Source organism: Actinobacillus suis ATCC 33415 (assembly GCF_000739435.1).
Taxonomy (GTDB): domain Bacteria; phylum Pseudomonadota; class Gammaproteobacteria; order Enterobacterales; family Pasteurellaceae; genus Actinobacillus; species Actinobacillus suis.
Genome location: NZ_CP009159.1, coordinates 1,857,448 through 1,883,480, shown reverse-complemented (window position 1 = coordinate 1,883,480; position 26,033 = coordinate 1,857,448). Strand labels below are relative to the sequence as shown.

24 protein-coding genes and 3 tRNA genes are annotated in these 26,033 nt (G+C 40.2%); 4 read left to right on the top strand and 23 right to left on the bottom strand.

Features of this window, described 5'->3' with window-relative positions:
* Positions 1–65: 65 nt before the first annotated feature.
* On the top strand, positions 66–983 hold the full coding sequence (xerC, locus tag ASU1_RS08555; protein WP_014992340.1) for a tyrosine recombinase XerC: 918 nt from the start codon (positions 66–68) through the stop codon (positions 981–983).
* On the opposite strand, the gene ASU1_RS08550 is transcribed toward xerC, so the two are convergent.
* From ASU1_RS08550 to ASU1_RS08530, 5 genes are all read right to left on the bottom strand, one after another.
* Positions 984–1,370 carry a YbaN family protein gene (locus tag ASU1_RS08550; RefSeq protein WP_014992339.1) on the bottom strand — a complete coding sequence of 129 codons (387 nt, stop codon included), beginning with the start codon at positions 1,368–1,370 and terminating at the stop codon, positions 984–986.
* A 63-nt stretch (positions 1,371–1,433) separates the two neighbouring features.
* Complete coding sequence (locus ASU1_RS08545; RefSeq protein ID WP_014992338.1) at positions 1,434–2,225, bottom strand: glycosyltransferase family 2 protein; 792 nt, start codon at positions 2,223–2,225, stop codon at positions 1,434–1,436.
* Positions 2,222–2,920, bottom strand: coding sequence for a UDP-2,3-diacylglucosamine diphosphatase (gene lpxH, locus ASU1_RS08540; protein ID WP_414826797.1), 699 nt, complete (start codon positions 2,918–2,920; stop codon positions 2,222–2,224). Before lpxH ends, ASU1_RS08545 begins: the two co-directional genes overlap by 4 nt.
* A 65-nt stretch (positions 2,921–2,985) precedes the next feature.
* Positions 2,986–3,510 carry a DUF1523 family protein gene (locus ASU1_RS08535; RefSeq protein ID WP_014992336.1) on the bottom strand — a complete coding sequence of 175 codons (525 nt, stop codon included), beginning with the start codon at positions 3,508–3,510 and terminating at the stop codon, positions 2,986–2,988.
* A gap of 34 nt (positions 3,511–3,544) precedes the next feature.
* Positions 3,545–4,333 carry a TatD family hydrolase gene (locus ASU1_RS08530; RefSeq protein WP_014992335.1) on the bottom strand — a complete coding sequence of 263 codons (789 nt, stop codon included), beginning with the start codon at positions 4,331–4,333 and terminating at the stop codon, positions 3,545–3,547.
* A 747-nt stretch (positions 4,334–5,080) separates the two neighbouring features.
* Between ASU1_RS08530 and ASU1_RS08525 the strand changes: the two genes are divergently transcribed.
* Positions 5,081–5,974 carry an IS256 family transposase, variant Zn-binding type gene (locus tag ASU1_RS08525; RefSeq protein ID WP_420896799.1) on the top strand — a complete coding sequence of 298 codons (894 nt, stop codon included), beginning with the start codon at positions 5,081–5,083 and terminating at the stop codon, positions 5,972–5,974.
* 105 nt (positions 5,975–6,079) lie between these two features.
* Here ASU1_RS08525 and ASU1_RS08520 read toward each other — a convergent pair whose 3' ends face one another.
* The 11 genes from ASU1_RS08520 to rpe all read right to left on the bottom strand — a co-directional run bounded on the left by ASU1_RS08520 (position 6,080) and on the right by rpe (position 14,854).
* A complete protein-coding gene (locus ASU1_RS08520; protein ID WP_005599391.1) occupies positions 6,080–8,020 on the bottom strand; it encodes a MacB family efflux pump subunit in 1,941 nt (646 codons plus the stop codon).
* Entirely contained in the window at positions 8,020–9,183 is a 1,164-nt protein-coding gene (locus ASU1_RS08515) for an efflux RND transporter periplasmic adaptor subunit (protein ID WP_005599392.1), read from the bottom strand. The genes ASU1_RS08520 and ASU1_RS08515 overlap by 1 nt, the downstream gene beginning before the upstream one ends.
* 132 nt (positions 9,184–9,315) lie before the next feature.
* On the bottom strand, positions 9,316–10,092 hold the full coding sequence (locus ASU1_RS08510; protein WP_005599394.1) for a MipA/OmpV family protein: 777 nt from the start codon (positions 10,090–10,092) through the stop codon (positions 9,316–9,318).
* Positions 10,093–10,422: 330 nt separating this feature from the next.
* A complete protein-coding gene (locus tag ASU1_RS08505) occupies positions 10,423–11,406 on the bottom strand; it encodes a DNA polymerase III subunit delta' (RefSeq protein ID WP_012263399.1) in 984 nt (327 codons plus the stop codon).
* 2 nt (positions 11,407–11,408) lie between these two features.
* Positions 11,409–12,035, bottom strand: a complete 627-nt coding sequence (gene tmk / locus ASU1_RS08500) for a dTMP kinase (RefSeq protein WP_005599398.1) — start codon at positions 12,033–12,035, stop codon at positions 11,409–11,411.
* 3 nt (positions 12,036–12,038) lie between these two features.
* On the bottom strand, positions 12,039–13,073 hold the full coding sequence (mltG, locus tag ASU1_RS08495) for an endolytic transglycosylase MltG (RefSeq protein ID WP_014992333.1): 1,035 nt from the start codon (positions 13,071–13,073) through the stop codon (positions 12,039–12,041).
* 118 nt (positions 13,074–13,191) lie between these two features.
* Positions 13,192–13,267 (bottom strand) — tRNA-Lys (locus tag ASU1_RS08490).
* Between the two features lie 34 nt (positions 13,268–13,301).
* A tRNA-Lys gene (locus tag ASU1_RS08485) sits at positions 13,302–13,377 on the bottom strand.
* A gap of 23 nt (positions 13,378–13,400) precedes the next feature.
* Positions 13,401–13,476, bottom strand: a tRNA-Lys gene (locus ASU1_RS08480).
* A 191-nt stretch (positions 13,477–13,667) separates the two neighbouring features.
* Positions 13,668–13,901, bottom strand: coding sequence for an acyl carrier protein (gene acpP / locus ASU1_RS08475; protein ID WP_005599419.1), 234 nt, complete (start codon positions 13,899–13,901; stop codon positions 13,668–13,670).
* A gap of 278 nt (positions 13,902–14,179) precedes the next feature.
* Positions 14,180–14,854, bottom strand: a complete 675-nt coding sequence (gene rpe, locus ASU1_RS08470) for a ribulose-phosphate 3-epimerase (RefSeq protein WP_014992332.1) — start codon at positions 14,852–14,854, stop codon at positions 14,180–14,182.
* Positions 14,855–15,072: 218 nt separating this feature from the next.
* On the opposite strand from rpe, the gene ASU1_RS08465 reads away from it, so the two are divergent.
* Entirely contained in the window at positions 15,073–15,342 is a 270-nt protein-coding gene (locus ASU1_RS08465) for a type B 50S ribosomal protein L31 (RefSeq protein ID WP_014992331.1), read from the top strand.
* Positions 15,343–15,351: 9 nt separating this feature from the next.
* Positions 15,352–15,477 carry a type B 50S ribosomal protein L36 gene (gene ykgO / locus ASU1_RS08460; protein ID WP_005599425.1) on the top strand — a complete coding sequence of 42 codons (126 nt, stop codon included), beginning with the start codon at positions 15,352–15,354 and terminating at the stop codon, positions 15,475–15,477.
* Between the two features lie 101 nt (positions 15,478–15,578).
* On the opposite strand, the gene mrcB is transcribed toward ykgO, so the two are convergent.
* The 7 genes from mrcB to licT all read right to left on the bottom strand — a co-directional run bounded on the left by mrcB (position 15,579) and on the right by licT (position 25,978).
* Positions 15,579–17,987, bottom strand: a complete 2,409-nt coding sequence (gene mrcB / locus ASU1_RS08455; protein ID WP_014992330.1) for a penicillin-binding protein 1B — start codon at positions 17,985–17,987, stop codon at positions 15,579–15,581.
* A 251-nt stretch (positions 17,988–18,238) separates the two neighbouring features.
* Entirely contained in the window at positions 18,239–19,096 is an 858-nt protein-coding gene (gene menB / locus ASU1_RS08450) for a 1,4-dihydroxy-2-naphthoyl-CoA synthase (RefSeq protein ID WP_014992329.1), read from the bottom strand.
* Positions 19,097–19,225: 129 nt separating this feature from the next.
* Complete coding sequence (locus ASU1_RS08445) at positions 19,226–20,932, bottom strand: RelA/SpoT family protein (protein WP_014992328.1); 1,707 nt, start codon at positions 20,930–20,932, stop codon at positions 19,226–19,228.
* Between the two features lie 102 nt (positions 20,933–21,034).
* A complete protein-coding gene (gene rpoZ / locus ASU1_RS08440) occupies positions 21,035–21,316 on the bottom strand; it encodes a DNA-directed RNA polymerase subunit omega (protein WP_005625045.1) in 282 nt (93 codons plus the stop codon).
* A 142-nt stretch (positions 21,317–21,458) separates the two neighbouring features.
* Positions 21,459–22,274, bottom strand: a complete 816-nt coding sequence (gene ppsR / locus ASU1_RS08435) for a posphoenolpyruvate synthetase regulatory kinase/phosphorylase PpsR (RefSeq protein WP_014992327.1) — start codon at positions 22,272–22,274, stop codon at positions 21,459–21,461.
* Positions 22,275–22,362: 88 nt separating this feature from the next.
* Entirely contained in the window at positions 22,363–24,753 is a 2,391-nt protein-coding gene (gene ppsA, locus ASU1_RS08430; protein WP_014992326.1) for a phosphoenolpyruvate synthase, read from the bottom strand.
* Between the two features lie 382 nt (positions 24,754–25,135).
* The gene (licT, locus tag ASU1_RS08425) at positions 25,136–25,978 is read right to left on the bottom strand and encodes a BglG family transcription antiterminator LicT (protein WP_014992325.1); all 843 of its coding nucleotides are present in this window, start codon (positions 25,976–25,978) and stop codon (positions 25,136–25,138) included.
* Between the last annotated feature and the right edge of the window lie 55 nt (positions 25,979–26,033).

The following is a 26,033-nucleotide window of genomic DNA, read 5'->3' as shown; positions in this document are numbered from 1 at the left end:
AAAAATTTTGCAAATTTGACCGCTTGTTTTTCTCCTCCATTCAGTCCTTTCTACGTTTTACCATTATGCTAAATTCACAAAACCCCCTTTATCTGCAAACTAAACCGTATTGGGATTACTTGCGTATTGAAAAGCAAGCCAGCCCGCATACTCTAAGCAATTATCAACGTCAACTATTGGCTGTTAGCGAAATGTTTAGTCAGGCGGGGATCAGTGCTTGGCAAGAGGTTAATTCAGCTGCCGTGCGTTGGATGCTCACTCAAAGCCATAAGCAAGGGCTGAGTGCTAAAAGTATCGGTTTGCGTTTGGTGGCGTTGCGTCAGTGGTTTAACTATTTAGTTCAACAAGAACAAATGATGGTGAATCCTGCATTAGGCATTAAATCGCCGAAAGTTGGCAAGCATCTACCGAAAAATATTGATGCGGAACAAGTCGGGCAATTATTGAATACGGAAGCAAGCGAACCGCTCGAACTACGTGATTTGGCAATGATGGAATTAATGTATAGTTCCGGATTACGTTTATCTGAATTACAAGGTTTGGATCTCGGTGATATGGATTTAGCTACGCGTGAAGTGAAAGTGTTGGGTAAAGGTAATAAAGAACGTATTTTGCCGATCGGTACGAAAGCTTTACAAGCATTGCAGGCTTGGCTTGGAGTACGCAATGATTTTAATCCGCAGGATAATGCGGTGTTTTTAAATAAACGGGGTGGAAGATTATCACACCGTTCGATTCAACTTGCGATGCAGAAATGGGGCAAAAAGCAGGGGCTAGAAACGCATTTACATCCGCATAAATTACGCCATTCATTTGCCACTCATATGTTGGAAGCAAGCGGTGATTTGCGTGCGGTACAAGAATTATTGGGGCATAGTAGTTTATCAACTACTCAAATCTATACTAGTTTAGATTTCCAACATCTTGCACAAATTTATGATGCGGCTCACCCGAGAGCGAGACGCAAAAAAGAAGAGGAATAGTTAAGCGTTTGAACGTGTTTGAGTTTCGGCAGGTAATGTTTCCATTTTGCACAAGAAATACCAATACTGGCAAATAACCACGGCAACTAATGCCAGTTTGCCCCAAATATTCGGTAATACGAAAAATGAGAACAGACAGAATGGGGCTGAAATCATTAAGATGGTAACTTTTTGTTTCATCGTCATCGCACGTTTTTCATCATAATCTTTTAAATATTTTTGATAGATTTTAGTGCGTGTAAACCATTGTTGTAACTGAGGCGAGCTTTTACTAAAGCAGAAAAGCGCAAGTAACAAAAAAGGCGTGGTTGGTAAGCCTGGTAACATTGCACCTAAAATCCCAAGTCCAATACATAAAAAACCGATAGCGATGTAAAATAGTCTCATAGTTATTACATTTGATAATTAATCTCAAATGCAAATACTAGACCTATTTTCGCTAATTTTCAACTAATTCCATTGAATATTTAATGGTTTTATCCCAAGCTTTTTGGTTTCAAGACATGTTTTAAGCTGTGTGATTTGTTCACAAATTTTATCTGTTACCGCTTGTGCTTCAGCCATTTTTTCTGCTGTTACCCCTGGGGGCGTTTTATTAAATAAGATAGCGTCTAATAAACGTTCGGCGTGCATGCCGTCACGACAATAATGTAACACTCCGGCATCATTAAATGCCGTAGCAACTGCACTAATTTGCGTAGTGGCAATACCTAAAGCGCCGTCCTCACCACCCAATTCTCTAAATAGCTGATGTTGCGGAAAGCCGCCGCAAGCGAGAAAAAATGAACGGCGAAACACGGTATTCCCACCACAGGTCATTCGCATATGTTGCCAAGCATATTCAAAATTCGGGTGGTTGCTATAACGTTCAGGCATATCCACCGGTTTTAGTGCAAGACGTACCACACTGATCTCTGGTCGGAAAGTGAAAATGCCTTCGGCAATTTGTAACGCATGATCTTCGTAGGCATCATCCGCATCTAAAAAAGCGATAAAGTCGGCTTCGCTTTGTAATGCGCCCCAATTGCGTGCTTTGGCAACACCGCCGTTTTTCGGCATTGGTTCGACACGAATTTTATGTGGTACTTGCGCTTGTAGATGTTGAGCCAGTGCTAGCGTGTTATCGGTTGAGGCATCGTCAATTAGCCATAACGTGCCTAATTCCGGCTGGTTTAGCGCACTTTGTACCGCTCGCACCAACGTTTGTTCTGCGTTATAGCAAGGAATAATCACATCTATCATACAAACTCAAATCCCTGTTCATCAAATTTTAAAACGGAAGCATAATCCGCTTTCCAGTCACCGAGGACAATACGGGTAAATTCCGCTTCGGAATGTACCGCTTGGCGGTGAGTGTGACCATGAATCAGATAAGTTGTGCCAAAGCGTTTTACCGTTTCTGCAGTAAATGCCGGATTCACATCCATAATATCGGCGGATTTAGATTGTTTATCTTGTTTGCTTTTGGCCCGAATTTTCTGAGCAATACGGATGCGTAATGAGAGCGGTAAACGTAAAAATAACCACTGCAGCCATTTTTGATGGACTTTACGGCGGAATTGTTGGTATTTCACATCGTCAATGCAAAGTGTATCGCCGTGGCAAAGCAGCGTTTTATGACCGTATAAATCTAACAGATGATAATCAGGCAGAATTTCAATACCGGTTTCTTGCGCAAAGCGTTTGCCTAATAAGAAATCACGGTTTCCGCAAATAAAATAACATTTTACACCGCTTGTAGTGAGGGTTTTTAGGGCGTTTTTCACTTGGTCGATAAGCTCGGATTGTTCATCATCACCAATCCAAAAATCAAAGAAATCACCTAAGATATACACACTTTCCGCAAGCGGTGCTTTTTGTTGCATAAATTGCAAAAAGTGTTCGGTGATCTGAGGCTGTGCCTCGTTGAGGTGTAGGTCTGCAATAAAATAAATCATTTCGCTCGCAATAAAAAACGGTTCAATTTGCAAAATTCTAGCAAAATTGAACCGCTTGGAATAGGTTATTCGCTACGGAAGATGCCACGAATAAACTGAATGGAAAGGAAGAAGAGCAGTGCTAATACGCCGTAGAGAATATAACTGAAAATCGGCATTGAACTGCTTTCGCCTTCGGCTAACGGTTTGATTGACACAATGTTTCTAAACTCGTTTAAGAAGTTAATACGCCAGCCGTAATATTTAATTTGCACCAGTTGTTTTTCATTTGCATACGCTTGTGCTTTAGCCTGAATGTCGGCAGAGCCGAATTTGAAATAAGGCGGTAAGCCCCAACCGGTATCTTCGTTACGATATACCATCACTTTTTTGGTTTCCGGATTCTCGGTAAATAAGAAATACACATCACGCACTTCACCGTCTGCCGGATTTGCCTTACTGATGATGCCGTCTTTATCCATACGGCGTACTTCCATACCGGTTACCGTGGTGGTTTCATAGCTTGGCATTGCATAATTGACTGCACCACCCAACACAATAAAAAATGAGAGTGAGACGAGAATCAGAAAATATTTTAAAATCGCTTTCATTCGGGTTCCTTTATTTAACCTTTAACTTGATAGATTAGAGTTTAATCTTGAATAAGTTTTGCACATTTTCGGTGGTAATGCGAGCTAATTCTTCAGTCGAAACGCCTTTTAGTGCGGCAAGATATTCACAAGTTTCACGCACATAGGCCGGCTGATTCGGCTTACCGCGGTACGGAATCGGCGCAAGATAAGGCGAATCGGTTTCAACCAATAAACGATCAAGTGGTACTTTACGTACCACATCACGCAATTCTTCTGCATTACGGAACGTGATAATCCCCGAAATCGAGATATAGAAACCGATATCCAACGCACGTTTTGCCATATCCCAATCTTCGGTAAAGCAGTGTAATACACCGCCGCAATTCTCCGCTTTGCCTGCAATCAGCATATCCATCGTGTCTTGGCGAGCCGAGCGGGTGTGGATAATTAACGGTTTATGCACTTTATTAGCAATTTCAATTTGTTGTGAAAACAGCGATTGTTGTAACGCTTTAGTTTCCGGCGTGTAGTGGTAATCTAGGCCGGTTTCACCAATCGCCACCACTTTTTCATCTTGTGCAAAGGCAAGTAATTTGTCGTAATCAAATGGCTCTTCTTCGACATTCAACGGGTGAACGCCACAAGAAAGCGAGACATCATCACGATGCGCAGTTAAGGCTTTCATCGCCTCAAAACGCCCAAGCGTGGTACAAATCGAAATAAAGTGATGAACACCGCGTGCTTTAGCGTTTTCGATCACTTCGTCCACGTTTTTATGGCGAGTTTCATAATCTAAAGCATCTAAATGACAATGTGAGTCGATAATAAATAAGTCTTTCAATGTTTTTCCTACATATAATATTTGCGAGCTATTATGTAATGATTTGAATATTCAGAGATATATAGAAAAGAAATTTATCTCTAAAAGGCAAATGTAGCATAGTAGACATAAAAGTTAGCTTTATTTTTGTTAAACTACTATGTTGCTATAATTCATCTTGTGGTTCTTTTTTTAATTTACCCTCCTATCTTATTTGTTGTCTTTTCAATATTTAATTCGGGGTATTTCTCCATACATAAAAACATAACTCATATAACGTTTTATACCTGTATAGGTACTTCTAACATTATGATGTTTATAAGGAAAATAACTGCTCTCATTCGGTTTCTCTGAACGCTCATTTAAAAATACTTGATCTAATAACGAATACGAATTGGCTTTAATTTCCTTCCTATATGAGATTGACATTTTTTTCTTGATCTCATAATGCTTGCGATTAAATGAGATTGACTCATTTACGTGGGGTATTCATTAAATCTTTCAGCAAATCATGCCGGCTAGGTAATTGATTGAATAATATGACTTTTTTCCCTTAAGCAATTTATCATTTTTTGTAATAAATGATCCTTTCGGCTTTTACTATTTAATGATAAGTAGAGGCTGTCAATCAATACTATGATACTAAAATCCTGGTGAAAAAAGGAGGTGTTGATAATTAAGTTTAAATATTTATATTCAACACATAATATTAAAGGCGTTGACTATAAGGTTTTAACCCACTTTTTATAAAAATGACTAAAAAATTGTATTTTCTGCTCATCTTTTAACCTCAAAAAATATGGCAAAATTAATGGTGTTCAACGCTATAAATGTCTTGATTGCCATCGTAATTTTGTTGCATCCAAGCGACTTAATTCACAAGAAATCTGGTTTAAGTATACCTCGCTAAAACAAACCATTCGGCAGCTTACTATTGAATATCAATGTTCTGAAAGAACCATCAGAAGACATCTTCAAAAATCCATCAAAGCTGAGCAAAAACCTTTACCCGAAACCATTAACATCGTGATGGATACCACACATTTTAAACAGCGTTTTGCCGTATTGGTTTTAGTGGATTCACTCTCTTCCAAACCGGTCTACTTTCGTTTTATTCCCGCTGAGAAAAATCAGTATTATTTCGAAGCTATATCAGAATTAATGGAAAAAGGCATTAAGATTCAATCGATTACCTGCGATGGTAGGAGAGGATTACTCAATGCATATCCTGATATTCCAACTCAGATGTGTCATTTTCATCAAGTTGGGAGAGGGATATTTTATTTAACGAAATCCCCCAAATTTCCGGCTGGGAAAGCGTTATTGGAGCTATACTATTCACTTAAATCTTATACAAAAGAGACGCTTAATCAAGCATTACTGCAATGGCTGAATGAGTATAAAACTTACTTTAACGAACGCTCGGAGCATAATGCAAAACGGTTTAAACACAAACGATTAAGAAGTGCCTATTGGAGTCTAAAACGTAGCATAAATTATTTATTTACCTATCAAGATTATCCTGAACTGCATATTGCACATACGACGAATTTAGTCGAGTCATTTTTTAAGCTGATGAAAGCAAAATTAGCTCCTCACCAAGGATTGACTGATGAACATAAGATGGTGTTTATAAAGGATTTTATTTGCCAGCGAAGTTAAAAATAAAGCCATAACAGACTCAAAAATGTCCATTATGGCTATATCATGGGGAAATTAGACTCAATTTTGTCCACTATCCCCAATCTTTTGGTTTATTATGCCTTTTTATTCTCTTGATAATGCTTCTATTGGTTTTAAACGAGCTGCATTTCGGGCAGGAAAATAGCCAAAGATAATGCCGATTAAGGATGAACATAAAAATGCAATAAAGAAAGAGGAAAAGGTGAATTGCATTTTGATACTATCTGTTAATAAAGAAAAAACTAAGCCAAACAACAATGATAACAATATACCAATAATGCCGCCGATCAGACTAACTGTCGCCGATTCAATTAGAAACTGATGTAGTATATCTTTTTCTTTGGCGCCTACTGCGATGCGGATACCGATTTCTTTGGTTCGTTCAATCACTGAAACTAACATAATATTCATAACTCCTATACCTCCAACTACCAGCGAAATAAAAGCGATAGATGAAATCATTAAAGTTAGGGCTTGTGTAGTGCGATTTAAGGATTGCAAGAACTTGCTACTACTGAAAGTAAAAAAATCCTTTCTGCCATGCTTTGCTGCCAATAAATCCACAATAGCCTTATCGGCTGCTGCTGGTACAAAATTTTCTCGTAACTGCACTGTAATTTGTTGAAAATAGGGTTGGTTACGTAAGCGAGCAGCCATAGTGTTGTACGGTAACCAAATAGTGGTTCGTTGCCCTTCAGTTGTTTGGGAGGCGGACTCAACAACACCGATAATCGAAATAGGTACATCACCGATAAAAACTATATTGCTTTCTGCAATTTTTGTGCCGAAGATTACATCTCGTGATTTTTTATCAATTATGCCAACAGCTTGATAAGTATCTACATCTTGTTGGTTAAAAAATCTGCCACTTAGTAATTTGTAGTTTTTTAACATAAAGAAATCTTGGCTAACACCATTTATCGTTGCATTGGCAGTTTTATTTAAGAAACGGATTGGCAATTCTAACGATAAGTTCGGAGTCGCACCTTTCACATAGGGTTGTTGGCGTAATAAATTTACGTCATTGCTATTTAACGTTTGAATTTTATATGCTTCGGTATCTCCCCAATTTTTACCAGGAAAAATATCTATTGTGTTGCTACCTAAAGAGCTAAATTCATTCAAGACTTTATGTTTGGTTCCTTCTCCTAATGCTACTACACATACGACAGCAGCAATGCCAATAATTATACCTAACATAGTCAAAAACGTCCTAATTTTATGAGCACGCATCATACTGAATGCCATCACAAAAGATTCTTTATAGCCTCGTAGCGACATCAAGCAGTTTAGACTTTGCCTTTCCTGCTTTGTTGAGGGGGAGAGGCTATTCTTGCAGTATGAACTATTATCTGCAATAATTTCGCCATCTTTGATTTTGATAATTCTGTTAGCATTTTGCGCAATATTCATATCATGAGTAATTAGGATAATTGTGTGTCCTTGCGCATTTAATTCTTTCAACACATTCAATACTTCTTGGCTGCTTTGGCTATCTAATGCTCCCGTAGGCTCATCAGCTAAGATTATCTCTCCTCCATTCATCAATGCTCGAGCAATACTAACTCGTTGCTGCTGCCCGCCAGAAAGTTGAGAAGGTTTATTTTCCAGTTGTTTTTCCAACCCTAATCGACATAGCAGCTCCTTCGCTCGTTCAGTTCTTCTATATTTATCTGTTGCCGAATAAATAGCAGGAACTTCTACATTTCCGATTGCGCTTAGATGTGGCAACAAGTGATAACGCTGAAAAACAAAACCGAAATGACTACAACGTAACTCTGCTAACTCATCATTGCTCAAAGAGGCGATATTTCGCCCTCGAAACCAATATTCACCACAATCTGCTATATCCAATGCACCTAAGATATTCATTAAAGTTGATTTGCCAGAGCCAGAAGCTCCGACAATAGCAATCATTTCGCCCGCATATACTTTTAAATTAACTGATTTCAATACTGTTGTTTCGGTATTGCCATTGCGATAACGACGCTCAATATTTTTTAATTCAATTAATGGTTGTTTCATTATAATCCTATGCTATAAATTTCGGCATCGTTAGATGCAGGAGTTGTACTAACGGGCAGTAGGACTTTATCGCCTTCTACTAACCCTTCGATAATTTCTACTTTCGCTCCGTCTTTCAGTCCTGTTCTCACTACAACTTGCTCTTTTTGGCCATGTTTACGCAAGACCGTGACATAATATTGCTCCGGCACAATCATTTCCCCTAGGGCTGATAAAGGAATATTCAACACATTTTCACGTTTATCTAACATAATCGTTACAGCGGCAGTCATAGAAATACGCAGTCTATGATCAGGATTAGGCACTTTGAAAGTAGCATAATAATAAATTGCATTGTTTGTATTTTCTGTAGTGTCTGTAATATGAACGGGAGCCAGTTTTACCATATCAAGTTGCCCGTGAAATTGGGAATCACTCTCTCCCAATAGCGTAAAGGAAGTTGGAGCACCAGCTTGTATATGAATTACATCTGCTTCCGAAATTTTGGTGTTGACTTTCATAGTATCAATATTAGCTAATTTCATCAGCACTGGTACTTGTTGGGTGGTGACTAAAGTTTGACCATTTTGCGCAAATACTGAAATTACTGTTGCATCAAGTGGAGAACGAATTTCTGTATATCCTAGTTCGGTTTCAGCTTTTTCCACTCTGATTTTAGCGATATCTAGATTATTTTGCGCAATTTGAAGTTCTGCTTTGGCCGTATTTAATCTACTTTTTGCTTCTTCTGTTTCCTTTTGGCTTGTCGCATTGGTTCGTATCAAACGTTGATGACGTTCCCAATCTGATTGCAGTTGCTTAAGATTAATTTTTTTTGTATCCAAATTAGCAGAAGCATTTGCTAGCTCAGCTTTTGCTAGTTTTAATTCCGTTTCAGCCAGACGTGGATCAATTACAGCTAATAGCTCACCTTTTTTAACCTTCTGTCCTTCTTGTACTAAAATATGCTTAATCTGCCCAGATACTTGTGCACCAATATCTACTTGTTCAGTCGCTTGCAATGTGCCGCTAGCAATAACTGTTTTTTGAATATTTCCTCGTTCGACGTGAAAAATAATCTCTTGATAATTTTCGTTTTCGCCCCCAAAATATAAATATGATATGCCTAAAAGGAAAGTAAATAGGGTATATTTAATATATTTCTTAATTTTCAAAATAACCACCTTATTATCTTTTATAAAATGACAAAATAACCAATGTAGCTTTTGAACAAGTAACTAAATAATATAGAAACAGGGAGAAACAATTAACTTTATAAAGATAAAGAATGAGTATTCTCCCTAGAATATTCTATTTTAGAACTTATAATAAAGGCTAAGAGATGAAGTAAATTGAGAGTCTCGTTTTATGATAGGAGATTGCTTAATTTCTTTAGAATATTTATTCCAACCGACAGATAAACCCATGCCAAGATTGTTCGTGAAAGCATAATCAGTATTAATACCTATGTGTGTTGCATAAGCTGCTTTAGGTTTATATACGGATGTAATTTTATTACCTAATTCGGATTGTTTAATACCAAAGTAATAATCTGTATATTTAGATGAATAATAACTTGAGCCAATATATGGTGAAACTTTCCAATTTTTCGTCATATTAAACGATTTAAGTAAGCTGACATTACTACTCGCACCACGTTTTCCGCTTTTTCCTTCCAAGGATATAAAAGTATCATTTAAGCCGAATAAACCTCCCAAATTATAATTTAATCCCCAACCAAAGGCAAATTGAGTTTTGCGAGTTTGAATACTTTGATATCCAGGTAACAAGTCTTTTCCTTTAATTGAAAAACCATCAAATGGGTTAACAAACAGTGATACGCTGAAATTGTCAGTGAAAGATTGTTCATATCCTATTTCGCTAATTCCTGCAGTCCCTCTCATATAAAAATTACCTAAAGAAAGATCAAGTGCTAAAAAGGGATTTGTTGCTACTTTATGTTTAGAATAGTAAATACTACTCTCACGGGCTCCTCCCAATCCAATTTCGGCTCCATTAACATTACTTGCAAAAGTAATAAAAGGAAAGCTAATTAAATAATATTTAAATAATTTGAATTTGCTATGTTTCATAGTTGTCTCCTTTTAGTGAGGTTAAAAAGTAAAACCAATTCTTGCTTGCCAGTTTGTGGCTTTATCCTCTATTAATACAATACTAAATTATATTTAATGTACTTTCTATATTTCCTGGCTTAGGATTCGAGCTTTATTAAAGCCTAAGCTCATATAATAATTCTTCATGTGGCTGATATGCAATATTAAAATGCTCTCTTTGTTATCTGACAGGTATTCTGCTTATTATCTGACAGTTAAATGATGTTTATTGGAGAGTGAAGTTTCGTGTATTCTCTACAGTATGGCTACGTAAAAATTACAAGGTTGTGGGTAGACATGCTATTTTATTTATTCAAACGTCTCTAGCGCTAGCTTTGTCAGGTAGTTAAGTAACATCAATTCCAAATTCATCGCATTTACTTGCTGTAAGTCTTGGCGGGTTTGTTGCAGAATTTGGTGACCTTTTAGCAGCGCTTGGGCGGAGAGTTGTTGGCTAAACGGCAGAATACCGGCTTGTAAGTCCGGATTTGTCCAACCGATTGCAATATCCATTTTGGCTTTTAACGCATCGGCAAAAAAGCTATCCAACCATTCTAATTGCTGCAATACCAGTTCCTTTTCTTTATCAAATGCGGTGAAGAGGAGCAATACATCTCGGCTTTTAAAGAAACGCCAAAAAGTTTGTAAAAAGGTTTTGCGGGCTTGCAAGCGGTCGTTTTCTAAAAAAGTTTTGCAAATCAGCGGGCGTTGATGACATAAACGCATCGCAATTTCACAAGAGGAAAAATCAACACCGCTACAGTTTGCTTGCAACCAATCTAACGCAATATCCATTTCCGGCGGATGAATTAACCACGTTTGGCAGCGACTTTGAATGGTCGGGAGCATTGCACCTTGTAGTGGTGCTTCAAGCAGAAAATAAACGCTGTTATGTGGTTCTTCAAGCGTTTTTAAGAGTGCATTGCTGCTTGCTTCGGTTAAACGTTCCGCACCACGAATATATACCACCGCATTGCCACCTTGTTGCGAGAAGTTTTGCAATTTGGCATTGGCTTCACGCACTTGATCAATACCGATATCTTTACCGTCAATCGGCTCTAAAATATGGAAATCAGGGTGGTTTCCGGCAGCAGTCAATAAACAACTTTTACACTGTTGGCAAGCTTGTTCCCTGTGCGGATTTTGGCAAAGTAGCCAATGCGCAAAATGACGAATAAGCGTTTCCGTCCCTAAACCCGAATCGGTTTTAAATAACAGGGCGTGATGACCACGCCCATGCAAAAAGGATTCTGTAAGTTGTTGATAAGTGTGTTGAAGCCAAGGATATAGCATATTTATTTTGCAATTTTTAAGAAGTTTTCGACCGCTTGTTGAATGTCAGCGGCAACTTGTTCGATAGATTGTTCCGCATTAATAATTACCGCTTTCTCGTTATTTTGTGTCAGTTCCAAATAACGTTGGCGTGTGCGATAAAAGAAATCGAGGCTTTGCTGTTCGATACGATCCAGTTCACCGCGACCACGTGCGCGAGCTAAGCCGACCGCAGGATCGATATCAAGATAAATGGTCAAATCCGGTTCAAAGTTACCTAGCACGGTTTCTTTTAAAGTTTCGAGTAAGTGGCGATCAATTTGACGTCCACCGCCTTGATAAGCCTGCGAAGACATATCGTGACGATCGCCCAGCACCCATTTGCCTTCTGCCAATGCCGGTTTAATCACGTTTTCGACTAATTGAATACGTGCCGCATATAACATCAGTAATTCGGCTTTGTCACTAACCGCTTCTTCGGTTTCGTGTTTGATTAAATGGCGTAACTTTTCCGCTAACGGTGTACCGCCGGGTTCACGGGTTTGTACCACGTTTTTGCCCGCTTTTTCCAACTGAGCTAAAATCACTTGGTGTGCAGTGGTTTTGCCTGCACCTTCTAAACCTTCAAGAACAATAAATTTTCCACGCATTTCTTATTTCTTCTCAAGTTTTTTGTTTCGTTCGATTTTGATCCAGTCACGAACCGCTTGGTTGTGTTGGTCTAGATTTTTACTAAATTTGTGTCCGCCGCTGCCGTCTGCCACAAAATAGAGATATGGCGTATTATCCGGTTGTGAAACCGCTTTTAATGCCGCTTCGCTCGGCATTGCAATTGGTGTTGGCGGTAAGCCGTCAATTACATAAGTATTATAAGGTGTTGCTTCTTCTAAATCTTTTTTACGAATATTACCGTTATACCGATCGCCCATACCGTAAATTACGGTCGGGTCGGTTTGCAGTTTCATTTTTAGTCTGAGACGGTTGATAAATACAGATGCTACTTGTGGGCGTTCACTCGTAACTGCGGTTTCTTTTTCCACAATAGAAGCCAAAATCAGCATTTCATACGGGTTTGCAAGCGGTAGATTTTCCGCACGATTTTGCCAAGCGTTATCCAATGCTTTTTGTTGCTTTTGATAAGCTCGTTTAAGTAATTCCAAATCGCTTGAATTCGGCACATAGCTATAAGTATCGGGTGCAATCCAGCCCTCGAGTTTCTCATGGGCAATACCGAGCAATTGAGCGATTTCCGCTTCGGATTTTCCGGTTAACGTATGTTGCATATAGCTTGCTTTCGCTAGCTGCTCACGCCAAACCTTAAAGGTTTTACCTTCGATAAATTGTACGTTAAGTTGTACTTCTTTGCCGGAACTAAAATGTTTCAATAAGTCTTCAACGCTATTTAGTCCATTAAGTGAGTAAGTCCCTGCTTTGAATTTGCTGAGTTCCGGTTTAAAGCGCATAAGGTAGGGCAGTAAGCTTACATCATCATGACTAACGATGCCTTGTTCTTCCAGCAATTGCGCCAGTTTTTGGCTAGATGTGCCTTTTTCTAACAGAAAGAATTGATCTGCTTTAGCGGTGATGGGATGTTTGGCTAAATCATTGAGTTTTTGGTAGCCGTAGAATACGCCGCCTAAAGCGACAACGCCGATTAAACCGAGTGAAATAACAAGTTTTTTGATCATTAAATAAGTTCGCTGTAAATGATGTGTTGAATAATTTCAGTAAAAATGCAGTGAATTTTACACTATAAACACGAAATAAGCGGTTATTTTTTCAAGAAAATTTGTAAGGAAGTAAAAGTGGTGGGTCGTGAAGGATTCGAACCTTCGACCAACGGATTAAAAGTCCGCTGCTCTACCGACTGAGCTAACGACCCATTTCAGATTTGACTGATTTGGAAAGTTCTAAAGTGGTGGGTCGTGAAGGATTCGAACCTTCGACCAACGGATTAAAAGTCCGCTGCTCTACCGACTGAGCTAACGACCCTTTAGAAGGTGTTGCAAGTTAAATGGTGGGTCGTGAAGGATTCGAACCTTCGACCAACGGATTAAAAGTCCGCTGCTCTACCGACTGAGCTAACGACCCTTAACGTTGCGTAACAGGCGCATATAATACGGATTTAAAAAAAATGGTCAAGTGCTTTTTGGCAAATTTATCTTGTTTGAATGGTTTGTAAACGATTTTGATTATTTTTGAACAATCTATTTGAACGGCACGGAAAAATTGCAGCCATTTAGGTAAAAAATAAGGCGGTCATTTGACCGCCTCATTCGAAATTATGCGTTAGCTTTTGTCACGTAGTCAATCGCTGATTGAACTGTTGTGATTTTTTCAGCTTCTTCATCTGGAATTTCGATATCGAATTCTTCTTCTAAAGCCATCACTAATTCAACAGTGTCTAAAGAGTCTGCACCTAAATCTTCAATGAATGAAGCTTCTGGTTTAACGTCTTCAGCTTTAACACCTAATTGATCAACGATGATTTTTTTTACGCGTTCTTCAATGCTCATTTTGTTTTTCCTATGTGAAATTCGCCTAAGTGCGAGAGTTAAATAGTGTAAAGAAAAAAATGCTAAATTCAACGCTTTTGAAGCAAGGTCAAACCAGCCTAAATTTTCTCACACAAGAATTAAAATTGTTTATCCGTAGTAATCGGACAAAAAAGCGATCGATATTCTAACATTATGAATAGGCTTTATCCATAGCGTATTACGGTTTGTAAGTGATTTTCTCACTCACAAGCGGTTCATTTTCGTTAATTTTTTGCAAAATAGAACCACTTATCGTCTTAAATTTGTGCTAATTCGGCACGCATTTGATCGATAACCGCTTTGTAGTCGGGTTGATCGAAAATCGCTGAACCGGCAACGAAAGTGTCTGCTCCCGCTTTAGCGATTTCTGCGATGTTCTCAATTTTTACGCCGCCGTCAATTTCTAAACGGATAGGGTAGCCGCTTTTATCAATTCGACGACGAGCTTCTTGTAGCTTTTCTAAGGTAGCAGGGATAAATTTTTGTCCGCCGAAACCAGGATTAACACCCATCAGCAAAATCATATCCACTTTATCCATCACATAATCTAAATAACTCAGCGGTGTTGCCGGATTGAACACTAAACCCGATTTACAGCCGAGATCACGGATCATTTGCAAAGTACGATCGATATGATCGGTTGCTTCCGGATGGAAGGTAATATAGTTCGCTCCTGCTTTGGCAAAATCCGGAATTAAGCGTTCGACCGGTTTTACCATTAAGTGAACGTCAATTTCCGCAGTGATACCATAATCACGTAATGCTTTACATATTGCCGGACCAAACGTCAGATTCGGCACAAAATGGTTATCCATTACATCGAAATGAATAATATCGCCACCGGCTTTTAATACTTCTACAACATCATCGCCTAAACGTGCGAGATCAGCAGATAAAATAGATGGGGCGATTAAAAACGGTTGTTGAGCCATGTTTTATCCTTATAAATATAGTCAATCAGTTTTAGTGTGTAGCCTATCATAAAATACAAAAAGAAAAGGCGATCTAAGTCGCACTTTTATTATTTAGCACAAAAATTAACCAAAAGAATTATATCCATAAAAAAATTATAGAAATAAAAACAGTTCTCAGGTAGGATATATCCACTTTTTATTTATGGGAATAAATAAGCCTCTGGAGGATTTTTATTATGAAAAAAGGGATTCACCCTGAAAATTATCGTGAAGTATTGTTTTATGATAGCTCGGCACAAATGGGCTGGGTAATTCGTTCTTGTGCTGCAACTAATAAAACCATGGTTTGGGAAGATGGTAAAGAATATCCGTTTTATCCATTGGATACGTCATCTGCGTCACATCCAGTTTATACGGGTAAACGTCGCGAGGCGAATACGGAAGGTCGAGCAAGCAAGTTTAATGAACGCTTTAAAGGTATGGCTGGTTTAGCGGCTAAAAAATAAGGATAAGATATGAAAATTTTAAACTCATTGAAAACGGCAAAGACACGTCACCCAGATTGCCAAATTGTGCGTCGTAAAGGCAAACTTTATGTGATTTGCAAAAGCAATCCTCGCTTTAAAGCACGCCAACGTTAATTTTTTTCACATGACATAACGTAAAAATGCATATTCAAAATAACTTGAATATGCATTTTTTCTTTTGTATTGGTAAAAAAATTGTCTTTTTGGACCGCTTGCTATTCAGTCGGTGCAATTTCTTCAGTTGGGAGTGCTTGTTGATCTTCCGCTACATCCGCTTTAGTGTTTTCTGTTTTACTCTTATTGAGTGAAATTGCATCTAATACGGCCGGTTTGCTCGCTTCAACGATATTGCCTGCGCCGGTACAATAATGTTGTCCACGGTCCCGCCACATCGGAATTTGGCGATTCGGATCACAATTAATCGTACCGTAGCTGTTAATACCTACCCACTGTAAATTTTTTGACTTCGGTAATTTAAACGCCGTAGGCAATGCACGTTCTAGGTATTGTTTGTAAACAAACAATGCACCGCTAGAACCGGTTAAATTGGTATCGGTATTGTTATCCTTACCTAGCCATACGGTCGTCACGTTTTCACCATCGACACCAACAAACCAAGTATCGCGAGCATTGTTGGTTGTTCCGGTTTTACCAGCTAAGCGTAAATGTGCAAAGTCATTTTGCAAGCTACGGGCAGTACCACGTTCCACCACTTGCTGCATCGCATATAAGGTTTGGATCGCAGCTTCCGGCGCTAATACTTGTTGGCTTACTTCTTCAACGTTACGTTGATAAAGTGGGCTGCCATCATGCGACATAATCGATTCAATCGTGGTTAACGGTGTTTTTAAACCATTATTTGCTAAGACCTGATAAGACTTGGTCACATCATACGGCGAAATCGAATACGAACCTAACAGCATAGAAGGGTAAGCCGGAATATCCGCTTTATCCCAACCCATTTCTTTTTGCTTCGCAATGACTTTCTTTAAGCCGACTTTCATACCGATATTCACGGTCGGAATATTTAATGAACGCACTAACGCATCCATTAACATTACCGAGCCGCTGAATTTTTTGTCGTAGTTTTTTGGCGTCCATGGCGGAGAACCCTTGGTATAAATCGTAATCGGTTTATTCTGAATCGGTGTATTTAATCGGAAATTATTCGGATCCGAAAGCGCAATCGCATAAATTGAAGGCTTCACCAATGAACCGATCTGACGTTTAGTCTGAATCGCTCGGTTAAAGCCGGCAAATTGAGTTAAACGGTCACCCACAATCGCACGAACCTTACCGGTTTTATATTCGGCAACCACAATCGCTGATTGTAAGTCTTTGATTTTACTATTCGAAGCTTCTAGTGATTCTAAGCCGTTAATTACTGCCTGTTCGGCAGAACGCTGTTGTTTGCGATCTAAAGTTGTGAAAATTCTAGCACCAGACAGTTGCGCATATTTACTTTCACCTAACTCTGTTTTCAGATCGAGATTGAGCGCTTGCATAAATGCAGGTTGCTGACGATAAATGCTGCCTTTTTCTTTTACTCCGAGCGGTTGTTTCACTAATAATTCATATTCCGGCTGGGTAATCGCTTGATTTTCAAGTAATAATTTTAATACCACATTGCGGCGCTCCAGCGCTGCTTCCGGATGACGCCACGGATTATAGAGGGAAGGGCCTTTCACCATACCAACTAACAACGCCATTTGTGACGGAGTAATTTCTTGGATTGGGCGACCGAAATAGAATTGACTCGCCAAAGCAAATCCGTGTACCTGATAACTTCCGTTTTGACCTAAATAAATTTCATTCAGATAGGTTTCTAAGATACGGTTCTTTTCGTAGCGGAAATCCAAAATAAGCGACATCAGCGCTTCATTCACTTTACGTACAATGGTCTTTTCACTGGTTAAGAACAAGTTTTTGACTAATTGTTGGGTAAGTGTACTCGCACCTTGTACCGTTCTACCTGCTTGATAGTTTGCCAGTAATGCTCGGGCGATACCCATCGGACTAATGCCGTCATGCTGATAGAAACGTTTATCTTCAGTCAGAATTAATGCCTGAATTAAGAAATACGGATATTGTTGTAAACGTAACGCTTGGCGTTCTTCGTCATTATCCGAATGCAGCATGGCGATTAATTTCGGGTCGAGTCGAAACTCATTGATTAATCGGCGCTGCACTAAATCTTCGATATGCGCCAGCTTATCGTTTTCAAAACGTAAACGTAATACACGCTGTGCTTCCGGTGTTTCAGGAAACGGGAAAGCACGGCGTAATAACACGAGTGTATTGTTTTCAATTTTAAAATCGCCGGGTGTGGCAATTTGAGAAACTTGACGGTAGCCGTTATCGAGCAACGCTTGCTTGGTTGCTTCAAGTGATAACTTATCTTCAACGCTGATACTTTCAATGCGACTATAAACTTCCGCCGGCAATTGCCATACTTGACCGTCCATTTTGGCCCGAATACGCCCATCGAGATAAATCCCGTAAAATGCGGCAAAGCAAGCACCGACAAGACCTAACTTAAGGCAAGTTGGAATAAAGAACGGTTTTTTCTTTAACTGTTTATCTTCTTGTTCTGGCGTTTGAGGTTCGGTTTGGGTATTTGACATAGAAAATTATTTGCAAAAAAGTCAGCGAATTAGACCGCTTGTTAGAGCCTTTTCAATTAAGTTAGGCGATTAAGTTATTACCTTCCCCTCTTGTGAGAGAGGATAGTTTTTTTCTTTGTTCAGAAGAAAATCAGGGAGAGGGAAATGCGGTTAAATTCCCGAAAAATTTTGCAATTCCCCTCTCTCTGCTTGTTTTCGCTTAACGCTTTAACAAGCTGTCTCTCTCCCACAAGGGGAGAAAGTAGAGTTAACTACGGATTACGTTTAAATTTACTGAAGTCAGGTTCACGTTTTTCGTTGAAAGCGTTACGACCTTCTTGACCTTCTTCCGTCATATAGAACAACATCGTTGCGTTGCCTGCTAATTCTTGAAGACCGGCTTGACCGTCACAGTCCGCATTTAATGCCGCTTTTAAGCAACGTAATGCGATTGGACTGTTTTGTAACATTTCACGACACCAACGTACGGTTTCTTTTTCAAGATCCGCATAAGGTACAACCGTATTCACTAAGCCCATATTTAATGCTTCTTGCGCATCGTACATACGACATAAGAACCAGATTTCACGTGCTTTCTTCTGACCTACGATACGAGCCATATAGCTTGCGCCCCAGCCGCCGTCAAATGAACCGACTTTCGGGCCGGTTTGACCGAATTTTGCATTATCGGCTGCGATCGTTAAGTCACACATCATATGTAATACGTGACCGCCACCTACCGCATAGCCTGCTACCATTGCAACAACCGGTTTCGGGCAAGTACGGATATCACGTTGGAACTCCAACACGTTTAAGTGATGAACACCGCTATCGTCTTTATAACCGCCGTAGTCACCACGAATTTTTTGGTCACCACCGGCACAGAATGCGCATTCACCTTCACCGGTTAGCACAATTACACCGATTTTTTCGTCAAAGCGAGCATCGGCGAAAGCGTGGATCATTTCTTTAACCGTTTGTGGACGGAATGCGTTACGTACTTCAGGACGATTGATGGTAATTTTTGCAATACCATCGGTTGATTTGTGGTAACGAATGTCAGTGTAACCTTCGCTGTGATCTACCCATGTAACTGGTGCATAAAGAAATTCTTCGCTTGGATATAACATTGGAGTTCCTTTTTAATGTGTATAAAAAATTCGGGCAATTATAGCCGAATTGAGAGGGATTAACGAGAAAATAAGCGGTCAAATTTTGTAAAAAATTTACAAAAATCCACCGCTTATGTTTAGAGACGATTAGGCTTTTGTGACACGAATGACGCCGTTTACTTTAGTTAGCTTCTGAATCACTACATAAAGATGAGCATTATCCGTGACGGAAATGCGCATTTTCACTTGGTAATTACCCGTGCCGTTCGGACGGCTTTCTACTGTGCCGATATTACTATTCATTGAAGCGATCGCATTGGTTAGACTTGCCAACACACCCGGCTGGTCTTTGATTTCCAATTCGATATCAACATCCAACTGTTCTGGTTTCACTACTTCATCCGTAACCTGATCAACATTTTCTAAATGTTTCAGTGCAGTGCGGATTTTTGAACGGGCTTTGGCACTGACCACAAACGTCAGCCAAGACGGGCTTGGACGTTTACCTTGTTCGGTCAGAATTTCAACTGTTTGCCCAGATTGCAACGGCTGTGAAATCGGATACGGGTTGCGATCAACGATTGCGCCGACGCAACGGTCGCCAATATCCGAGTGAACCGCATAAGCAAAGTCGATAGCGGTCGCTTTTGCCGGCAATTCTACAATACGACCTTTAGGTGTGAACACATAAATGTCATCGGAGAAAAGGTCGGATTTAACGTTCTCAATAAATTCATCCGAGTTACCGGCGCTTTGTTGCAGCTCGATAATACTGCGCAGCCATTGTTGCGCTTTTTGTTGTACGCTGGTTGCTGTGGTTTGATCTTCGGTATAACGCCAATGAGCCGCCACGCCGAGTTCCGCCATTAAATCCATATCTTCAGTACGAATCTGTACTTCAATCGGCACACCTTTATGCCCAATCATTGAGGTATGTAATGACTGATAACCGTTACTTTTCGGCACTGCAATATAGTCACGAATTTTGTATGGACGAGGCTTGTACAGCGAGTGCATTTGCCCCAATACACGGTAGCAATTATCTACATTTTCCACCACCACTCTAAACGCATAAATATCTAAAATGGAATGGAAATGTTGGTCGCGTTGACGCATTTTTTCATAAAGCGAGTAGAGGTGTTTTTCTCTACCATAAACACGGCCTTTTATTCCGGCTTCGTCTAAACGTGATTGAATTTCGTGAGAAATGGTCGAAATAAGGTCTTGGCGAGTACCGCGCGCCATATCAATCGCCATACGTAAGACACGATAACGATGAGGGTGCATCGCTTGGAAGCAGAGATCTTCCAATTCGTTTTTGAGATGCTCAATGCCTAAACGATGTGCTAACGGACTGTAAATCTCAAGCGTTTCTTTCGCAATACGGCGGCGTTTGTCCGGACGTAACGCCCCTAGTGTACGCATATTATGGGTACGGTCAGCCAGTTTGATTAATACCACTCGAATGTCTTTGGTCATCGCCAAAATCATTTTGCGGAAATTCTCAACTTGCGCTTCTTGGCGAGTACGGAATTTTAATTTATCCAGTTTGGAAACGCCTTGCACGATTTCCGCAACACTTGCGCCAAATTCGGCGGCAAGCTGTTCTTCCGTGTAAGGTGTATCTTCAATCACATCGTGTAACAATGCCGCCATTACCGCTTCATGGTCGAGTTTCATTTCCGCAATAATAGATGCCACTGCTACAGGATGAGTAATGTAAGGCTCTCCGCTTGAGCGAGTTTGCCCCTCATGCGCATCACGCGCAATAACAAAGGCACGCTTTACCAGCTCGATTTTATCAGCAGGTAAATAGCCCTGAATAATGCTATCTAACGGTTGAAAAAGATACACGGTACACCTCGAGAAAAATAGAATTAAAAAATGGATAATTGACAATAGATAGTACTACTATTTATTTTCAATTATCCATCTAAATATTGAATAAATTTGATCTTAAGCGTTAGCTTGAACATCTGCTAAGAAAGAGATCGCTTCTTGTTCAGCAACTTCTTGTTGGATCGCATCATTGTTTTCTAATTGATCCATGATCTGACTATTGATTAAACCTTTTTCGATTTCACGTAATGCGATAACCGTCGGCTTATCATTTTCTTCAGGCACAAGTGGTTCACGAACGTGAAGTTGTAATTGTCTTGCACGGCGTGCCGCGGTCAAAATTAAGTCGAAACGGTTGCCGATTCTATCTGCTGCTTCTTGTACGGTTACACGAGCCATTTTGTTACTCCAGAGTTTTTGCGAATTTCGTTTATAAAAAGACGACAGATTATACAGAAATTCATTGCTGCTTACAATGCAAGCGGCTAGATTTGCAAAAACTTTATCAAATTTGACCGCTTGTACCGGCTGTTTATCACGCCTAAAACTTCCGCTTCAATTTGCAGGCTTGCATGATAGAGACGGCGAGTTCTTCTACGGATTGGTGGGTGGTATTGGTGTATGGGATATTATAGCGGCGGAACATTGCTTGGGCTTCCAATACTTCGGCGCGGCAGGTTTTGAGGTCTGCGTAGGTGGAATCCGGGCGGCGTTCTTGGCGAATATCGTGTAAACGGTCGGGTTTGATGGTCAGTCCGTATAATTTATGACGATAAGGTTTTACCATTCTTGGCAGTTCTGTGCTGTCGAGATCTTCCGGTGTGAGTGGATAGTTTGCCGCACGAATGCCGTATTGTAGCGCAAGATAGAGGCAGGTCGGGGTTTTGCCACTGCGTGATACGCCAAGTAGGATCACATCCGCCTGTTGGAGATCTTTATCCGAAACGCCGTCATCGTGATTAAGGGCAAAATTAACCGCTTCCATACGTTCGTCATATTTTTCGACATTATGAACACGGCTCACGACTTCGTGGCTGGCGTGCATACCTAATTCCTGTTCTAACACGGCTAAAAAGGTATCAAAAAAGTTGAGTAAAACGCCTTTGCTGGTTTTGAGAATTTCTCTGATTTCTTCATTGACTACGCTCATAAATAAGATCGGTGGATGCGGTTGTTTTTCCGCTACCGTATTAATTTCAGCGACCAATTTATGGGCTTTTTCCGGTGTGTCGATAAACGGACAAGTGGTGCGTTTAAATTGCATTTCGGCAAACTGCTCAAGCAGGGCGTCACCTAAGTTTTCTGCGGTGATTCCGGTACGGTCGGAAATAAAAAACGCATAGCGAACATTTGGCATAATCAGTCCTTATGAATAGGGAACAAGCGGTCTAAAAAAGCCGATTTTTTGCAAAATTTGGGCAAAATTAGACCGCTTTTTTGGTTTATTAATGTTTGATGTTTTCAGCTAAATATAACCAAGTTTCGATCACGGTATCCGGATTGAGTGAAAGCGTTTCGATGCCTTCTTCAACCAGCCACTGCGCGAAATCAGGGTGATCGCTCGGGCCTTGTCCGCAAATGCCGACATATTTGCCTTGCTTACGACAAGCTTGGATCGCCATACTAAGCATTGCTTTAACCGCTTCATTGCGTTCGTCGAAGGTCGCGGCAATCGGGCCACCGCTATCACGGTCAACACCTAAGGTGAGCTGGGTCATATCGTTTGAACCAATCGAGAAGCCGTCAAAATAAGCTAAGAATTGTTCGGCTAAAATAGCATTGCTCGGCACTTCGCACATCATAATAAGACGTAAGCCGTTTTTACCACGTTCTAAACCGTTAGCTTTTAAGGTTTCAACCACTTGGCGTGCTTCTTGCAGAGTACGTACAAACGGAATCATCACTTCAACATTGGTGAGTCCCATTTCATCTCGTACACGTTTGATTGCTTGGCATTCAAGAGCGAATGCTTGGCTGAATTCCTCAGAAACATAGCGTGCAGCGCCACGGAAACCGATCATCGGGTTTTCTTCGTGCGGTTCGTATAAATCACCGCCGATTAAACCGGCATATTCATTCGATTTAAAATCGGACATACGCACAATCGCTTTACGTGGGTAAACGGAGGCGGCAAGTGTTGCCACACCTTCAGCAATTTTATCGACATAAAATTCAACCGGTGAAGCGTAGCCAGCAATACGTTCACTGATTTCTTCTTGCAGATCGCTGTCTAAGCGGTCAAATTCAATCAGGGCTTGCGGGTGAATACCGATTTGGCGGTTGATGATAAATTCCATACGAGCTAAACCGATACCTTCACTTGGCAATTTAGCAAATGAGAAAGCCAGTTCCGGATTGCCAACATTCATCATAATTTTTACCGGTGCTTGCGGCATATTATCGAGCGCAATGTGGTCAACTTTCACATCTAATAACCCTTGGTAAATTAAACCGGTGTCGCCTTCGGCGCAAGAAACTGTTACTTCTTGACCGCTTGTTAGCAGTTCAGTGGCATTGCCGCAGCCTACCACGGCAGGAATACCCAATTCACGCGCAATAATTGCCGCATGGCAAGTACGTCCGCCACGATTGGTGATAATTGCCGAAGCACGTTTCATGACCGGTTCCCAATCCGGATCGGTAATATCCGCCACTAACACGTCACCGGCTTGGACTTGATCCATTTCTGAAGCATCTTTCACTAAACGCACTTTACCTTGTCCGATTTTTTGTCCGATTGCTCGACCTTTAATCAGCACTTTACGCTCACCGGAAAGGGTATAACGTTGTAAGGTATTGCCTTGTGCTTTTTCTTGTGATTTTACTGTTTCCGGACGTGCCTGCAGAATGTAGAGCTTACCGTCAATACCGTCACGACCCCATTCAATATCCATTGTGCGGCCGTAATGTTGTTCAATAATTACTGCATATTGCGCTAACTCAGTAATCTCCGCATCGCTGATGGCAAATTGGCGGCGTTCTGCTGCCGGCACATCAATAACTTGTACTGATTTTCCTGCTTGCGCCTGTTGGCTGAAAATCATTTTAATTTGTTTAGCGCCAAGCGTTTTACGCAAAATAGCTGGGCGATTGGCGTTGAGTGTCGGTTTATGCACATAGAATTCATCTGGGTTTACCGCGCCTTGCACCACGGTTTCACCTAAGCCGTATGAAGCGGTAATAAAGACCACATCTTCAAAGCCGCTTTCGGTATCAATCGAGAACATTACACCGGCAGCGCCACTGTCCGAACGCACCATACGTTGAACACCGGCAGAAAGGGCAACCACATCATGCGCAAAGCCTTTGTGTACACGGTAAGAGATCGCTCGGTCATTGTAGAGTGAAGCAAATACGTGTTTCATCGCCTCTTTGACATTGTCTAACCCATTGATATTCAAGAGAGTTTCTTGTTGGCCGGCAAATGAAGCATCCGGTAAATCTTCCGCAGTTGCCGAAGAACGTACTGCAACTGAAATTTGATCCGAGCCGGCTTCATTTACCATGGTTTGCCATGCTTGATTGATTTCAGCATCAAGCTCGGCAGGAAACGGTGTGTCTAAAATCCATTGACGGATATTTTTACCCACTTGGGCAAGGGCAACCACGTCTTCAACATCTAATTGCGCTAATGCCGCTGAAATACGTTCATTTAAGCCATTATGGGCGAGAAATTTACGATATGCGCTGGCAGTTGTAGCAAAACCATTTGGCACACGTACGCCTTTTTCAGTAAGTTGACTAATCATTTCGCCTAATGAGGCATTTTTACCGCCGACAATTTCAACGTCGGTCATTCGTAAATTTTCGAACCAGATAATGTTGCGATTTGGCATGCTATTTTTCCTTTAGAAAGTTATTTAGTTGTTAAAATAAAGTAAATACAAAGTGAAGAATGGCTCCATTCTAGGGAGCATTTTTTTAAAAGTCATTAGTTTTTTGGTGTGAAAAAATAATTTATTTTCTAAATAAAATATCAATTGGAGAAGTAAAAAGGAGCTTGTTGATCTATAAGGAAAAATTTAGATCAGTAAACTGATTAAGTTAATCGTTTGCAATGGTGATAAAATCTATAATTTGTAGATAAATTGACCACAGTCTTTTTCTTGAAGAATTTTTGTGCACAAAATATTGTTGCTAATTGAAAAGTTTTAATTTGGAGTAAAAATTCAAAAAACTGATATCGATCAATAAATACAGCTGAACTTACTGCGGATATTATTTACTTTTAACCACTCGCTGAATATGAATAGTTAAATAGAGCTGTTCATCTTGATTAAGAGATTTTTGGTAATGTTGTTGGAGATAGTGATTAATTTTTTCTACACATTGGTACGCTTTAGGATAAGCCAACTTTGTTTGTTGATAGAGAAAATCATCATCGCCAGTCGAGTGTTGTCCGGAAATGAAAAAACGTTGGGCAAAATGTTGTAAATGGGTAAGAAAACGCTGGAAATCGTAGCTATCTTCATCGAAATGATGATTGAATTGTAAGCGTACTAAGCGCAAGATGTCTTTGATGATTTGCGTAGCTTGGTAGGTATCATGCATGGTTGAACCATCCGTGCGGGCGTTAAAAATATGGAGGGCGATAAAAGCGGCCTCATGTTCGTCTAATTCTACCTTTAAATGCTCGTGAATTTTGGCGATAGCAAATAATCCGAGTGCAAATTCCGCACGATAAAGACGTTGGATTTCGTAGGTAAGCGCATTTGGGATCTGTTGATTATTTTTAGCACGTTCAATCGCATGGAAAAGGTGATCGGTCAGGCTGACGTAAATGCTGTTGGAAAGAGGTGTGCCGAGTTGTTTATTCGCTTCGTTAACGATTTGATTGGTCAGTTGAAAATAAATCGGTGGAATTTGTTCAAGTAGAGCGATCAAGTGCGGTGTAAACGGACTTTTATTGAGACTAAAGGTTTTTTCAATCAGATCGGCATCAACGCAATCTCCCAACTTTTTAGCAAAAGCGACCCCTTTTCCAAGCACAACCAATTCGGTTTGCAGTTCATTTTCAGCAAGTACAGCATTATTGTTAAATACTTTGGTGATTTTGAGCATATTCCGCCTCCAAATAGTTATAGTTTTTTGTTGCTGAAAATCGGTAATGAATGCA